The sequence below is a fragment of the Bradyrhizobium sp. USDA 4473 genome (genome assembly GCF_054063335.1).
This window is the reverse complement of sequence record NZ_JBSSGE010000001.1, coordinates 231,628-246,666: the sequence shown is the minus strand read 5'-3', so window position 1 is coordinate 246,666 and position 15,039 is coordinate 231,628. Positions and strand designations below refer to the sequence as shown.

The 15,039-nt window shown below is 65.3% G+C and carries 12 protein-coding genes; 9 read left to right on the top strand and 3 right to left on the bottom strand.

Translation table 11 applies throughout. The features are described 5' to 3' along the window. Nucleotide 1 precedes the first annotated feature (1 nt). A complete protein-coding gene (locus tag ACVW17_RS01160) occupies nucleotides 2-814 on the top strand; it encodes a transglutaminase-like domain-containing protein (protein WP_456796696.1) in 813 nt (270 codons plus the stop codon). 130 nt (nucleotides 815-944) lie between these two features. Continuing rightward, a complete protein-coding gene (locus ACVW17_RS01155) occupies nucleotides 945-1,343 on the top strand; it encodes a gamma-glutamylcyclotransferase family protein (RefSeq protein WP_456796695.1) in 399 nt (132 codons plus the stop codon). 106 nt (nucleotides 1,344-1,449) lie between these two features. On the opposite strand, the gene ACVW17_RS01150 is transcribed toward ACVW17_RS01155, so the two are convergent. Then, entirely contained in the window at nucleotides 1,450-2,004 is a 555-nt protein-coding gene (locus ACVW17_RS01150) for a chlorite dismutase family protein (protein WP_456796694.1), read from the bottom strand. Between the two features lie 199 nt (nucleotides 2,005-2,203). On the opposite strand from ACVW17_RS01150, the gene dnaG reads away from it, so the two are divergent. Then, nucleotides 2,204-4,210, top strand: coding sequence for a DNA primase (dnaG, locus tag ACVW17_RS01145; protein WP_456796693.1), 2,007 nt, complete (start codon nucleotides 2,204-2,206; stop codon nucleotides 4,208-4,210). A gap of 253 nt (nucleotides 4,211-4,463) precedes the next feature. Continuing rightward, nucleotides 4,464-6,596, top strand: coding sequence for an RNA polymerase sigma factor RpoD (gene rpoD / locus ACVW17_RS01140; RefSeq protein WP_456750089.1), 2,133 nt, complete (start codon nucleotides 4,464-4,466; stop codon nucleotides 6,594-6,596). Between the two features lie 220 nt (nucleotides 6,597-6,816). Here rpoD and ACVW17_RS01135 read toward each other — a convergent pair whose 3' ends face one another. Beyond that, on the bottom strand, nucleotides 6,817-7,053 hold the full coding sequence (locus tag ACVW17_RS01135; RefSeq protein WP_021077386.1) for a hypothetical protein: 237 nt from the start codon (nucleotides 7,051-7,053) through the stop codon (nucleotides 6,817-6,819). A 161-nt stretch (nucleotides 7,054-7,214) separates the two neighbouring features. After that, on the bottom strand, nucleotides 7,215-10,034 hold the full coding sequence (locus ACVW17_RS01130; RefSeq protein WP_456796692.1) for a CHAT domain-containing protein: 2,820 nt from the start codon (nucleotides 10,032-10,034) through the stop codon (nucleotides 7,215-7,217). A 393-nt stretch (nucleotides 10,035-10,427) separates the two neighbouring features. Between ACVW17_RS01130 and ACVW17_RS01125 the strand changes: the two genes are divergently transcribed. The 5 genes from ACVW17_RS01125 (at nucleotide 10,428) to ACVW17_RS01105 (ending at nucleotide 14,899) form a co-directional block, all read left to right on the top strand. Next, entirely contained in the window at nucleotides 10,428-10,838 is a 411-nt protein-coding gene (locus ACVW17_RS01125) for an ester cyclase (RefSeq protein ID WP_456750084.1), read from the top strand. Between the two features lie 211 nt (nucleotides 10,839-11,049). Further along, the gene (locus ACVW17_RS01120) at nucleotides 11,050-11,943 is read left to right on the top strand and encodes a DUF4231 domain-containing protein (protein WP_456750083.1); all 894 of its coding nucleotides are present in this window, start codon (nucleotides 11,050-11,052) and stop codon (nucleotides 11,941-11,943) included. 75 nt (nucleotides 11,944-12,018) lie between these two features. Then, complete coding sequence (locus ACVW17_RS01115; protein ID WP_456796691.1) at nucleotides 12,019-12,975, top strand: DUF817 domain-containing protein; 957 nt, start codon at nucleotides 12,019-12,021, stop codon at nucleotides 12,973-12,975. Between the two features lie 57 nt (nucleotides 12,976-13,032). Further along, entirely contained in the window at nucleotides 13,033-13,839 is an 807-nt protein-coding gene (locus ACVW17_RS01110; RefSeq protein WP_456796690.1) for a lytic murein transglycosylase, read from the top strand. Nucleotides 13,840-14,050: 211 nt separating this feature from the next. Beyond that, the gene (locus ACVW17_RS01105) at nucleotides 14,051-14,899 is read left to right on the top strand and encodes an FRG domain-containing protein (RefSeq protein ID WP_456796689.1); all 849 of its coding nucleotides are present in this window, start codon (nucleotides 14,051-14,053) and stop codon (nucleotides 14,897-14,899) included. The last annotated feature ends 140 nt before the right edge of the window (nucleotides 14,900-15,039 follow it).

Genomic DNA, 15,039 nt, shown 5'->3' with positions numbered 1-15,039 from the left:
GATGCAGATCAAGGTCGGCTTCGAGATCACCTACACGGCGGCGCAGCCGACCCCGATGGTGATCATGCTGTCGATCCATCCGTCGCGCTACGCCGACATCGTCGGCACCGAGCGCATCTCGACCGAGCCGGATGTTCCGATCGGGCTTTATCGCGACGGTTTCGGCAATGTCTGCGGCCGTCTGGTCGCCCCTAGCGGTGGCGTCACCTTCCGCGGCAGCGCGCTGGTGCGCGATTCCGGATTGCCTGACGTCGTCAATCCGGCGGCCCAGCAGATTCCGATCGAGCAATTGCCCGACGACATGCTGCTCTATCTGATGCCGAGCCGCTATTGCGAAACCGACAAGCTGACCGACATCGCCTGGTCGCTGTTCGGCAATACGCCGCCGGGCTGGGCGCGGGTGCAGGCGATCACCGATTTCGTGCATCACCACGTGACGTTCGGCTACCAGCACGCCCATCACATGAAGTCGGCGCATGACGTCTATGAAAGCCGCGCCGGCGTCTGCCGCGACTTCGCGCATCTGGCGCTCACCTTCTGCCGCTGCATGGGCATTCCGGCGCGCTACTGCACCGGTTTTCTCGGCGACATCGGGGTGCCGCCGGATCCCGCGCCGATGGATTTTTCCGGCTGGTTCGAGGTCTATCTGTCCGGCCAGTGGTACACCTTCGATGCCCGCCACAATGTGCCGCGGATCGGCCGCATCCTGATGGCGACCGGCCGCGACGCCGCCGACGTCGCGCTGACCACGAGCTTCGGCCGCATGACGCTGGCGAAGTTTGTGGTGGTGACGGATGAGGTGGTGGCGGCTTGATTCTTCCCGACCATTCCGTCATTCGGGGGCGATGCGTAGCATCGAACCCTCAGGTGCGCAATTGTGCACCGAGAATCTCGATATTCCGGGTCTGGTGCTACGGACCATTCTGGAATGACCCGCTAGACACATGACCTCCGATCTCCTCTTCGTCTACGGCACGTTGATGCGTGGCTTCGACCATCCGATGGCGAAGCTGCTCGCGGGCAATGCCGAATTTCTTGGATCAGCGCAGTGCCGCGGCCGGCTCTATCTGGTGAAGCATTATCCGGGCCTCGTCGTGTCGGACGATCCCGCCGACATCGTGCACGGTGAATTGTTCCGCCTGCGCGAGCCTGAGGCCATGCTGCGCGAATTCGACATGTATGAAGCTTGCGGCGACGGCTTTCCGCCGCCGACCGAATATCTCCGCGAGCTGCTCACGGTCACGCTCGCCGACGGCAGCGTGCGCGAGGCGTGGACCTATCTCTACAATTGGCCGGTCGTCGAGCTGCCGCGGATCGCGTCGGGAAAATTCCTGGAGCACTAAAGCGCGATGTGATTTGGTTGAATCATCATCGCGCTTTGGCTTCTTATTTGAGCATGATCTTTTCGGAATAACGCTTCGCACTTTTCCGGATCGTGCTCTCGCTGCTTCAGATTTCCCGCTCGACGCGGATGTCGACCTCGCGCTCGACGAAGCTCCATTCCTCGGTCGCGCGCAGCATGCCGACCAGCTCGTCGAACAGGCTGATATGATCGGGTGCGAACTCGAACCAGGTCAGGAAGTCGAATGGCATACCGAGGTCGCGGCAGTGAAACAGCTGGCGGGCGATGGCAGGAAGGAATTTCATTGTGCCTGAGATGTGGTGCGACTTGTCCTCGAAGATCTTGCGCCGCTCTTCCTGCGTCAGCTCCCACCACGCCGCGGATTTCCGGATCGGGATCAGCGCCGCGTGCGTCGCCTCGCTGCGGCCGAGCCCGGCCTGCACGGCGGTGAGCTTCTCGCGCTCTTCCTTCTCGGTGTAGCGCAGATTGCTGACGACGCCGGCGAGCCGCCAGGAGGTCTGCGCCGGCAACAGCGGCAGCGCGATCGACTCGCTCGCAACGATTGACAGCGCCGCGACCTTCGGCAGCGTCTCGCCCTTCACCCGCGCGATGGAGGTGACTTGCCAGCCGCCGCTTTGCCCGCCTCTGAATGTCGTGAACATGGCCTATCCAATCCCGGAAGCGGGGAGGGGGCAAGGTGGCTGAAACGTCTCTCCACCGAGGAATCCGGGGTAGCCCGGTGGGCGTCAGGGCCTGTGAATAGGTCGGAAAAATCCTACATTCTTCGTCCAATGGGCGGATGCCCCTATATGGCTAGCCGGTTGACCTGCGACTCACCGGATACCACGCTAAAACCGACCCATGCGTTTCACGCCCGAATTCCTCGATGAACTGCGCGCCCGGCTTCCGGTCTCGGAAGTCGTGGGCCGGCGCGTCAAGCTGAAGAAGGCCGGACGGGAGTGGAAGGGGCTGTCGCCGTTCCAGCAGGAGAAGACGCCGTCGTTCTTCGTCAACGACCAGAAGCAGGCCTGGTTCGACTTCTCGTCCGGGCTGAACGGCAACATCTTCGACTTCCTGATGAAGACCGAGGGCGTCACGTTTCCCGAAGCGGTGGAGCGCCTCGCCGCGATGGCGGGTGTTCCGCTGCCGGCCGTGACGCCCGATGCGGCCCGGCACGAACAGCATCGCCGCACCCTGTACGACGTCATGGAACTGGCGACCAAGTTCTTCGCCGATACGCTGGCCTCGCGCCACGGCGCCAAGGCGCGCGGCTATCTCGCCGACCGCAGCATCTCGCCGGCGACCCAGCTCCAGTTCCGGATGGGTTATGCGCCGCCGGATCGTTTCGCACTGAAGGAGCACCTCGGTGCGCAGGGCATTTCCACCGAGGACATGGTGGAAGCGGGGCTTCTGGTGTCCGGCGAGGACAAGCCGGTGCCGTTCGATCGCTTCCGCGACCGCGTCATGTTTCCGATCACGGATGGCCGCGGCCGCGTCATCGCGTTCGGCGGCCGCGCGCTGGAGAAGGACGTTCCGGCCAAGTACCTGAACTCGCCGGAAACCACGCTGTTTCACAAGGGCGACAATCTCTACAACCTGTTCACCGCGCGGCAGGCCGCGCATGACGGCGCTCAGCTGATCGTCGTCGAAGGCTATGTCGACGTCATCGCGATGGTGACGTCAGGCTTTCCCGGCGCCGTCGCGCCGCTCGGCACCGCGCTGACCGAGAACCAGCTCGCGCTGCTCTGGAAGATGGTCGACGAGCCGATCCTCTGCTTCGACGGCGACCGTGCCGGCCAGAAGGCGGCGTATCGTGCTGCGGACCTCGCCCTGCCGCAGCTCAAGCCCGGCAAGAGCCTGCGCATCGCGCTGCTGCCGGAAGGACAGGACCCCGACGATCTCGCCCGCTCCGGCGGTCGTGCCGCGATCGAGGAGGTGATCTCGGTCGCGCGCCCGCTCGCCGACCTGATCTGGTCGCGCGAGATCGAGGGCGGCAATTTCGATACGCCCGAACGCCGCGCAGCGCTGGAGGCGCGGATCGGCGAGCTCACCAATGGCATCCGCGACGAGGTGGTGCGGCGCTATTACCGGCAGGACTTGCAGGAGCGGCTGCAACGCAGCTTTGCCCCGGAAGGCGGTCGTGGCGGTTACGGCCGCGGCGGCTATGGCCGGGGCAATTTCGGCGGCGGCCGCGGCGGCGAATCACCCCGCGCCTTTGCCCCCCGTGGCCCGGCCCAGGGCGGGCGGTTCGCGCCCAAAGGGGCCGCACCGGCCCTTTCCCGTGGACCCTATCAGGCCGCGAGCCCCCAGCTCGCCAACAGCCCGATCATGCGCGGCCAGCGCAGCGCGATCTCCCGCCGCGAGGCGCTGATCCTGCAATCGCTGATCAACCACCCCTGGCTGCTGCACGATCATCTCGAGGAGGTGGCGGCGCTGGAGCTCGCCCATCCCGAAGCCCACAAGCTCAGGGCCGCCATTATCGCGGCCTTTGCCCACGATCATCACCACTCCCCGGACGCCGAGGAGCAGGCCGAGAAGATGCGGGCCGATCTCGAAGCAGGCGGATTATCGCAGATTCTTCAAAGGGTTGAGCGGGCGATCACAACCCAGGCGGTGTGGGGCGCACAGATTGGCGCGGCACGCGAGGATGTTTTATCGACCTGGCGTCAACTGGTTGCCTTGCATCAGAAAACCCACGCCTTACTTAGGGAAAGAAAAGATGCGGAAGCGGCTTTGGCTGAAGACTCCAGCGAGGCTAATCTGGCATGGTTGCAGGATATCCAGGCCCGGATGGCAGAAGCCGACGGCACCGAAGCCCTGATTGAAGGGTTCGGCGAATTATCGGGCCGGTTCCAGCGTAATGTCTGATAACAAAAATGCTGCGGACGGCGCCGGCCGCACCCGCAAAAAGACTCGCCAAATCCATGGTTTGGCTGCAAAAACAGGGTTAAGCGAAACTTAATAGCCTCGCGGCTATTCAAGATTGGAAACCGTCGAGACGGATGACAGGGGTGGCGAGGTCTTGCGCCGCCCTTTGTGCGTCGAGAGAGTAAATCTAGATATCATGCCGATGTGTGCGCGTGGCGCCATTTTGCATGACCGCGTTTCGGGAGCTTAGTGAATGGCCACCAAGGCAAAGACGCTGCAGGTTAAGGACAAGGAAAAAGACGACAAGGCAGCGGATGCTCCTGAGAAGGATTCCGCTGACGCGCCGTCGCCGTTGCTCGACCTGTCGGATGCCGCGGTGAAGAAGATGATCAAGCAGGCCAAGAAGCGCGGCTTCGTGACCTTCGATCAGCTCAACGAAGTGCTGCCCTCCGACACGACGTCGCCCGAACAGATCGAAGACATCATGTCGATGCTCTCAGACATGGGCATCAACGTCACTGAGGCCGACGATAGCGAAGGCGAGGACGAGAAGGACGACGGCGACGACGAGACCGACAACGAGCTCGTCGAGGTCACGCAGAAGGCCGTCACCGAGGTCAAGAAGTCGGAGCCGGGCGAGCGCACCGACGATCCCGTGCGCATGTATCTGCGCGAGATGGGCACGGTGGAATTGCTCTCCCGCGAAGGCGAAATCGCAATCGCAAAGCGCATCGAGGCCGGCCGCGAGGCGATGATCGCGGGGCTGTGCGAAAGCCCGCTGACCTTCCAGGCCATCATCATCTGGCGTGACGAGCTCAACGAGGGCAAGATCTTCCTCCGCGACATCATCGATCTCGAAGCCACCTATGCCGGCCCGGAATCGAAAGGCGGCATCAATCCGAACCTGATCGGCAACAACGGTGCCGAAGGCGCGGCTGCTGAAGGCAATGGCGGCGATGCGCAAGCCAGCGCGCCGGCCCATGTCGCGCCGCCGGCAGCTCCGCCGTCGCCGACCCCGTTCCGCGCCGCGCCGGCCGGTGGCGAAGCCGGCGGCGAGGAGAAGGATCCCGCCGAGGCCGCCGCCGAAGGCGACATGGACGACGACGAGTTCGAGAACCAGATGTCGCTCGCGGCCATCGAGGCCGAGCTGAAGCCGAAGGTGGTCGAGACCTTCGACAAGATCGCATCCGAGTACAAGAAGCTGCGGCGCCTGCAGGAACAGGACATCGCCAACCAGCTGCAGAGCGAGTCGCTGTCGCCCTCGCAGGAGCGCAAGTACAAGAAGCTGAAGGACGAGATCATCGTCGAGGTGAAGTCGCTGCGCCTCAACCAGGCCCGCATCGATTCGCTGGTCGAGCAGCTCTACGACATCAACAAGAAGCTGGTTTCGTTCGAGGGCCGCCTGCTGCGCCTCGGCGACAGCCACGGCGTCGCCCGCGAGGACTTTTTGCGCAACTATCAGGGGTCCGAGCTTGACCCCCGCTGGCTCAACCGTGTCTCGAAGCTCTCGGCCAAGGGCTGGAAGAACTTCGTTCATCACGAGAAGGACCGCATCAAGGACCTGCGCCACGAGATCCAGTCGCTGGCGGCGCTCACCGGGCTCGAGATCGGCGAATTCCGCAAGATCGTGCACGGCGTGCAGAAGGGCGAGCGCGAGGCCCGTCAGGCCAAGAAGGAGATGGTGGAAGCCAACCTCCGTCTCGTGATCTCGATCGCGAAGAAATACACCAACCGCGGCTTGCAGTTCCTCGACCTGATCCAGGAAGGCAATATCGGCCTGATGAAGGCGGTCGACAAGTTCGAGTACCGCCGCGGCTACAAGTTCTCGACCTACGCCACCTGGTGGATCCGGCAGGCGATCACCCGTTCGATCGCCGACCAGGCCCGCACCATCCGCATCCCCGTGCACATGATCGAGACGATCAACAAGATCGTCCGCACCTCGCGCCAGATGCTGAACGAGATCGGCCGCGAGCCGACCCCGGAAGAGCTCGCCGAGAAGCTCGGCATGCCGCTGGAGAAGGTCCGCAAGGTCCTCAAGATCGCCAAGGAGCCGCTGTCGCTCGAAACGCCGGTGGGTGACGAAGAGGATTCGCATCTCGGCGATTTCATCGAGGACAAGAACGCGATCCTGCCGATCGATGCGGCGATCCAGTCCAATCTGCGCGAGACCACGACGCGCGTCTTGGCCTCGCTCACGCCGCGCGAAGAGCGCGTGCTGCGCATGCGCTTCGGCATCGGCATGAACACCGACCACACGCTGGAAGAGGTCGGCCAGCAGTTCTCGGTGACAAGAGAGCGCATCCGCCAGATCGAAGCCAAGGCGCTGCGCAAGCTGAAGCACCCATCGCGGTCGCGCAAGCTGCGGAGCTTCCTCGATAACTAAGTCGATCGGTATTCATCGAAACAAGAACGGCGGGCCTGAGCCCGCCGTTTTTTGTTTGTAGGGTTCGTCATTCCGGGGCGGCGCGTAGCGCCGAGCCCGGAATCCATTCTACGGCGAAACGCGCGGCCCGATGGATTCCGGGCTCGCGCTTTGCGCGCCCCGGAATGACGAAAGAAATGGCGATCGGCGATGACCGAATGGGTGGTCGGTTCGCGTCACGCTACTTCTTCTTCGCGCCGACGCGTTCGATGGATTTGATCTCGAGCGGCGGGCGGCCGCCCTTTTCGGCGATCTCGCGGTCCTGGTCGCGCAGGAAGGCGCGCACCGGTTCGTCGCCGTCGAGCCCGCCCAACAGCTCCGAGGGCACGCGGCGGTTGGAGCGCTGCGAGCCGTCTTCATAGAAGACGTTGAAGAAGGCGAATTCGCCTTTGGGATTGGTCCCGGGTTTTTTCGGCATGCGCGGCTTGTCCTCGATCGCAGCGCCGCTGTCAAAGCAAATCGGCCGCGCCGGCGCGCCGGTCTGCCCTGCGCGCCGAAACCCTTGCGTAACGGGGGAGCGCAATTCGGCTTGGCATGCGCTCCCGGCAGCCGTCCGCACATGTAAATTTGATGACGCTCTCAGCCCTCGAACAGAACGAACGCCGCCCACACGCTGGCGTCGGCCGCACCCGCGACCTTGCCATCGCGCGCATCGCGTCGGGTCCGGCGCAGCGCATCGGAATAGGTCAGGCCTTCGGCTAGGTGCTCGTAGAAGCGCACGGTGAAGTTCGCGGTGCCTTCGTCGGCGACCGGCCACAGCGTCAGCAGCGCGCGGCGGACGCCTGCGATGCCGAGCGCGGTCGGCAGGCCGCGCAGGCCGCTGACGAAACTCTCGTCGCCGCGGCCGGTCTCGCAGGCCGACAGCACCAGGAGATCGAGCCCGGACAGGTCCCAGTCCATCACCTCGAAGGCGTAGAGATAGCCGTCCTTCTCGTCGCGCAGCGGCCAGCGGCTATCGCCGGCGCCCGACAGCACGATGCCGCTCTGCCACAGCGTGTCGAGGCCGGACGCCGTGCTGTCGTGATAGAAGCCGTGGGTTGCCAGATGCGCGATGCGCGCCTTGCCGATCGCCTGGCGCAGCGCGGCTTCGCTGACGCCGCTTCCGGTCAGCAGCTCGACCGGCGCGCCGCGGGCGCGGGCGAGCTTGGCGATCGCCTCGATCTCGGTCTTCGTGCCGGGCAGCGGCATCGGACCCGGCACGCCGTATTCGATGCCGCCCGCGAGCAGCATCGCGCCGGTCCTGTCGAGCGTCTCGCGCGCATGGATCGCGATCAGCGCGTCGGGGCTGGTCAGCATCCGGATCGTGGTGCGGTCCTCCAGCAGGCCGCCATCGGCGCCCGGCAGCAGCGCGAACGGCACGGCAAACAGGAAACCGTCCGGCACCACATAGAGCGTGGTCTTGTCCTTCAGCAGCGGCTCCAGCGGCGCCAGCAGCCGCGCGCGAAGAGTCTGGAAGCGGCCCTTGGCGTCGGACGCCTTGCTAGCGGTTGCCTTGTTGTCGGCATCAGCCACGCTGGCCCGCGTCGAGCGCAGCCGCGCGATCTCGGTGCGCACGCCGGTGTCGACCATCCGGCCGGGATCGCCGAGATCGACCACGCGCGGCTCGCTCATCGCGGTCTCGACGATGGCGTAGAGCACGGTCGCCGCCAGTGGCTCCTTCGCCTGCCGGTCCGCCTTCCACTGCCGGGTGATGAAGTAGTTGACCACGGCCTCCTGCGGCCCGAGCAGCCGCGATGGCCGGATCGGATCCTGCGGCAGCTTCACGCCGATCGCATCGAGCCGCTTGTTGAGCGCCTTCTCGGCCGCGTCCTGCCGCCCCCACACCGACCGCGCCCAGTCGTCGAGATTGCCCGACGAGAACAGCTCCTGCTTTTCGCCGTTGAGCCGCAGTGCGGCGCGCACGAGCGTCGCGGTCTCTTCGTCCTTGCCGGCCATTTGCGTCTCGAGCTGGCGCAACGCCGTGGCGTCGCCGCCACCGAGCGTCTTCCAGCGCAGCACGGCGGCGGCAAACGCCGGCTGCGCCACCGATGAGCCGGCTCCGGTGGCGAAGCGGCCGAACGCGAACAAGAGATGGTCGGCATGGGCGCGGATCGCCTCCGCGACGGCGCGATCGCCCGCGGTGCCGACCTCGCGCTTCATCCAGTCGAACATCTCGCGATCGAGCGCGGTGAAGGCCTGCACCGCGCGGTTCGGATCGGTCGCGATCAGGGCGGTCGCGATGCCGAGCTTGATCTCGAAGCTCAGCGGATGCTGCGCGGTGAAGGCCCTGGTTGAGATCGCAAGCGCCGTCTCGCGCAGCCGCATGCCCGCGTCCGGCTCGCCGCGCTGCTCGTGCTGGCCGGCGGCCAGCACCGCAGCCTTGATGCGCAGGAAGTCCGCAAAGTTCTCCTCATTGGCGACGATCGCCTCCAGCCGCGCCAGGTCGGCCTGTGACATCGCGGCGTCGCCGGCCGCGAGCATGTCGGTGTAGAACAGCCAGGCGTCGGCCTGTCCGGCGAAGCTCGGATCCTTCGGCGCCATTGCGACCGCGATCGCGCGGTGGCGGCGGAAATAGCGGCGAGCGTCGTCGAAGCGGCTGAGGTTGAGGAAGTCCTGCCCGGCGTTGTTGACCGTCACCAGCGTGTTGAGATGGTTCTCGCCGTAACGCTTGACGCGCTTCTCGATCGCGAACAGATCGAGCTCCAGCGCTTTCGCCGGCGCGCCGATCTCGCGCAGCATGTCGGCATAATTGTTGGCGAGCTTTGCGGTGGTGCGATGGTCGGGCCCCAGCGCCTTCTCCGAGCGCTCGAAATTGTGCCGGCCCAGATTGGTCGCCGACGCCGCCGAGCCGTTGGTCGACAGCGCCACCGCGAGCTTGTCGCTGGCGATCAGCGATTCCTCGGAGCCTTCGCCCCAAGTGGCGTTGAAGGCCGCGATCGCCTTCATGTAGAGCGGAACGGCCTCCGCGATCCGGGCGTGGTCGGACAGCAGGATGGCGTACATCAGGAGCACGTCGGCATTGCCCGGCGGCGATTGCGCGGATGCCTTGCCCTGGAACGCGCGCACGAACAGTTTTTCGGCGAGATCGTCGCGCTTGACCGCGCGCAGCGTGGCGGTTGCGTTGAAATATTGCTCCATGACGAACTGCGCGTCGTCGAGCCTGTCCGCGGCGTCGAGCGCGGCAACGAGCTGGGCATAGCCGGTATCGATCTTGCCGCCGCGTGTCAGCGTGATGGCGTTCTTCATCTGCGCGGCGATCGCCTGCACGTTGGCGGCAGCTTGCGCCGGCGCCTGTTTGGCGCGCGCGTCCTGCGCCGCGGCGTTCTCGATCGGTCCGGTCACGTCGGCGCCGAACGCAAGCATCAGGCCGATCGCCGCGGCGGCCGCGCGCGGGCGTGTGAAATGTCCGGCTATTTTCATCCGCAGCGTGTCCCCATCATGGTGCGCGTCTCGGGGCGCATTGCCCGCGGAAGACGCCCGGTCGGCGCAGCCACCGATTAGCTGCGCCGATTGACCCGAGCAAGACGCGGCAGGCTGCGCGATCGTCGCGAAACCGGCCGGCGGCCCGTTCATCTTGGTCGCGGCCGGCGACGTCCGCGTTCACCCGGCGCTCTGCTGGTCGGTTGTATGCCAGCGACGCCGCTGCTTCGGATGATGGTACCGGCAGCGGCGCGGCGGGCGCCTCGCGAAAGCGCGCGGCGATCGAAATACGACGGATTTCTGACCATCGTCACTTGCGCCATCGCGCCCGATTCGCGTATGAGGCGCATCTTTCCTCTTCTGCAACTTTCTTTTTTTTTGAGAAGCCGATCGATGTCCAACGTCACCCTCGAGGCCAACAAGGCGCTCGTGCTCGCGCATCATGATGCGGTGACCAACCGCCTCGATCCCGATGCGATCCGCGCGCAGCTGGCGGTCGACTTCTTCGACCACGCCGCGGGCAAGCGGATGAGCGCCGAAGAGGTGATCGCGCATGCGGCCGCCATGCATGAGACATTCGCCGAGCTGTCGGCGGTGGCCGAATGCCTGGTCGCCGAGCGCGACATCGTCGCCGGCCGGTTCGTCTGGCGCGGCCGCCACCGCAGCCCGTGGCGCGGCATCGCCTCGACCGGCCGTCACGTCGAGTTTCGCGGCATGACGTTCTGGCGGATCCGCGACGGCAAAATCTCCGAGCGCTGGGCGGAGATCGACTTCGTCGATCTGGAGCGCCAGCTCAGGGACTGAGCCTTCGTCACCTTCTTCCTGTCCTGTCCTGTCCTGGAACACCGGCGGCCGGTTTTGACCGGACCGATCGTTGACGCGCGTGATCTGCGCCATCGATTTCGTGTCGCGCTCGTCTTGACCAAAGGTTGCTGTTGGACGAGAATAATCCTTTGGATTGCTCAATGATATTTCGAAACGGGCATCGATTTGCTCGTGTCCGAGGATGTTTGCGATGGCCATACTGGAAACGATCGCGAACCGCCAGGCGCAGTGGTCGGAGACCGCAAACCAGCTGAAATCGACCATCGACCGGGCGCGCAAGTCGGCCTTCGCGCTGTCGTCGCTCGGTGCGATCCTGGCGGCGGTGGCCAGCCAGCTGCCAGACCACACGACGGCGCCGCGCACGACTGTCGCGATCGCAGGCGCGGTCAGCCTCGCCCTCGCGACCTTCTTCACCCAGCGTCTGCTCGGCGCCGATCGGATATCGGCCTGGGTGCGCGTGCGCGCGATCTCCGAGCGCCTGAAGCGCGAGGCCTATCGCTTTGCCGCAAGTGCTGCGCCCTATGACGACCCGGCCAGGGCGGACGCGCTGCTCGATGAGGAAGGGCGAAAGATCGAGGCCGATGGTGAGGACCTGCTGCCGCAGCTGGTGCGCGCGGCGAAGCAGGGCTCGGTGCCGCGCGCGAGCCTGGAGCAGGACGAGTATATCAAGCAGCGCGTGCAGGGGCCCATCGCGTGGTTCACCGAAAGGGCCGACAGCAATCAGGTCGTCGCATCGTGGCTGCGGCGCGTCGAATTCGCGCTCGCCGCGCTGGCGACCCTGCTGACGGCGATTGCCGGCGTCGAGGCGAAGCCCGTGATCGCGGGCGTTCCGTTCGACATTGTCGCCTTCACGGCGGTGCTGACCACGCTCGGAGGCGCGGTGCTCGCCCACATCGAAGCCTCGCGCTACGATTTCCTGGTGACCGCCTATCGCGCCACGGCGCGGCGGCTCGAGGACACCAACAATCGGCGACCCGCCTCGTGGTCCGACTTCGTCAACGAATGCGAGAACATCCTCGCGACAGAGAACACCTCCTGGATCGCCAAGTTCACCGGCAAGACCGAGGCGAAGCCGGGCGGGTGACGGCCCGCGTGGTTTGGGCAAAATCTGCACAACTCCGCCGCGCTCCGACCGTGATCCCCCGCCATCGTCGGTGGCATGCATCACAGGCTGACAGGTCACGCCAAACCGATCGCGAGCGCCGCGGCCAACTGGCCGCCGCTGCGCCGCTTCATCGCCGCCGAACATCGCCTCGGCCTGGTGATGGCGCAGCGGCGATGTTCGGCGGCGCTTTACGAATTCGTGCGGTTCGGCGTGAAGCAGGCCTGGGCCTGCCTGTTCGGCGGCATCGCGGTGGCGCTGATGATCGGCACCTGGCGCTTCTATCCAGAGGATGCGCCGCTTGCGCGCTACGACTTCCTGTTTGTTTCAATGCTCGCCGTCCAGGTCGCGCTGCTGGCCGGACGGCTCGAGACCTGGGAGGAGGCGCGGGTCATCCTGATCTACCATGTCGTCGGCACCGCGATGGAGCTCTTCAAGACCTCGGTCGGCTCCTGGATCTATCCGGAGCCCAGCATCTTCCACGTCGGCGGCGTGCCGCTGTTCTCGGGCTTCATGTATTCCTGCATCGGCAGCTATATCTGCCGCTGCTGGCGGCTGTTCGATTTCCGCTTTGTCCGGCATCCGCGCCGTCTCGCCCTGATCGCCCTCAGCGTCGCGATCTATGTCAACTTCTTCAGCCATCACTACATCGTCGATCTGCGCTGGCTGCTGTTCGGCTGGGCGATCCGGCTGTTCGGCCGCACCCGCATCCATTTCAAGGTCTGGACCGGCTATCGTTCGATGCCGCTGCTGCTCGGCCTCGTGCTGGTGGCGCTGTTCATCTGGTTCGCCGAAAACATCGGCACCGTCACCAGGACCTGGCTCTACCCCTCGCAGCGGCTCGGCTGGTCGATGGTCGGACTCGACAAGCTCGGCTCGTGGTTTCTGCTCGTGATCGTCAGCTACACGCTGGTGAGCCTGGTCAATGCGCCGTTGAGGTGGCGGGACGAGCGTGCAGCTACGGGGCGGCGGGATCACAAAGCCGTCGGCGGAATGTCCGTCCCGACGCTTTGACTGCCTCGTTTGCTCCATGGCATGATCGGCCATTCGAAGCAGGAGAGGGATGTTTGCATGCTCAGGTGTCGTTTGGCGGTTGTGTTCGGCGCCTTGCTGCTTGCCACCCCTTCCTACGCCGCCCGCTGCGGCGGCAGTTTTCCGGCCTTCGTGCAGGCGTTCTCGCAGGAGGCCGCCGCGGCCGGCATCCAGCAGGACGTGATCTCGCAGGCGCTCGGCGGGGTGCAGCAGGATGGCGGCGTGCTCGCCTTCGATCGGCGGCAGCGCTACACCTTCAACAAGACCTTCGAGCAGTATGTCGCAACCCGCGTCGGCTCCGGGCGCATCAATGGCGGCCGCGCCATGTTGCAGCGTCATGCCGCGCTGTTGTCGAAGATCGAGCAGCAATACGGCGTGCCGCGCCAGATCCTGGTTGCGATCTGGGGGCTCGAGACCGATTTCGGCAAGGGCGACATGGGCAAGCTGCCGGTGTTCCGGGTGCTTGCCACGCTGGCGCATGATTGCCGGCGGACCGATCTGTTCCAGGGCGAGCTGCTCGCCGCGCTCAAGATCCTGCAGCGCGGCGACCTCCGGCTCAACGACATGATCGGCGCCTATGCCGGCGAGATCGGCCAGACCCAATTCCTGCCGTCGTCCTACATCAAATACGGCGTCGATTTCGACGGCGACGGCCATGTCGATCTGCGCCACTCGGTGCCCGACGTGCTGGCCTCGACCGCCAATCTGCTGCACGCGAACGGCTTCAAGATGGGTGCGCCCTATGGCGAAGGCAGCGCCAATTTCGAGGCGATGCGCGAGTGGAACAGGGCGGTGATCTATCGCAAGACCATCGGGTATTTCGCCGATCAGCTCGTGGGGCGGTGACCGCCTTGCGGTCATCCCGGGGCGCGCCTCGGCGCGAACCCGGGATCTCGAGCCGCATATTCGGTGTCATTCCCCGATGCGCAATTGCGTATCTGAGGGCGCGCGCAGCGCGAGCCCGGAATCCATCGACCCGCATAACCTGCTGAGAAATGGATTCCGGGCTCTCGCTGCGCGAGCCCCGGAATGACGCGGTGAGAATGAGCGACGTCCCATGGAAACCATCGGCAGCCAAAAGATCTGGTCGTTCTTCGACCGCCGCGGCTGTCAGGTCGCGAGGAATTCGGCGGTGCGGGAGGGGCCGGGGCATCGCGTCGGCTCCTATCTCGAGCTCGCCACCAAGATCGCCGAGCTGCAATTCCTCAACCGCGACCATGTGCTGCTGTTTCGCGGCCAGGGCGCGGATCACCGCAATATCAAGAACAACTCGTCGCTGAAGCCGACGCTGTTCCGCGGCGGCCGCGGCAACCCGGACCGCGCCACGCTGGCTGAGCGGTTCGAGGTCCTGCGCCGCGCCGAGCAGATCCTGATCGCCGACTACGCCAAGGCAAAGCTGCTCGGGCTGGAGCGGCTGAAGCGGCATCGCATCCTGCGCTGGTCGATCCTGCAGCATTACGAGGTCTGCACCACGCCGCTGCTCGACGTCACCCATTCGATCCGGATCGCCGCCTCCTTTGCCTCGCTGGCGGAGACCGGCGCCGCCTTCCTCTATGTGCTCGGCGTGCCGAATCTGAGCGGCGCGATCACCGCGAGCGCCGAGGCCGGGTTGCAGATCGTGCGGCTCTCCAGCGTGTGCCCGCCGGCGGCGGTGCGGCCGCATATCCAGGAGGGCTATCTGCTCGGCGAGTACCCCGAGATATCCGGCACCGACGAGCGGGAAAACTATTTCCCCTACGAGATGGATTTCGGCCGGCGGCTGGTGGCGAAATTCTCGTTCGCGCCGGCGTCGTTCTGGAAGAACGACAATTTCCCGCAGGTGACGCGAAGCGCGTTGTATCCGTCGCAGAACAGCGATCCGCTGTTTCGGCTGGCGCTCGGAGTGAAGAAGCAGTTGGGCGGGTGAACAGTGCCAGGCGTGGCTCATTGAACGCGCCACACACTCGGTGTCGTCCCGGGTTTGACCCGGGACCCATAACCACAGAGTTGTGTTGTTGAAGCGAGCTGTGGTCCCAGCATTGCGCCACAATGGCCCGCTGTGGTCAT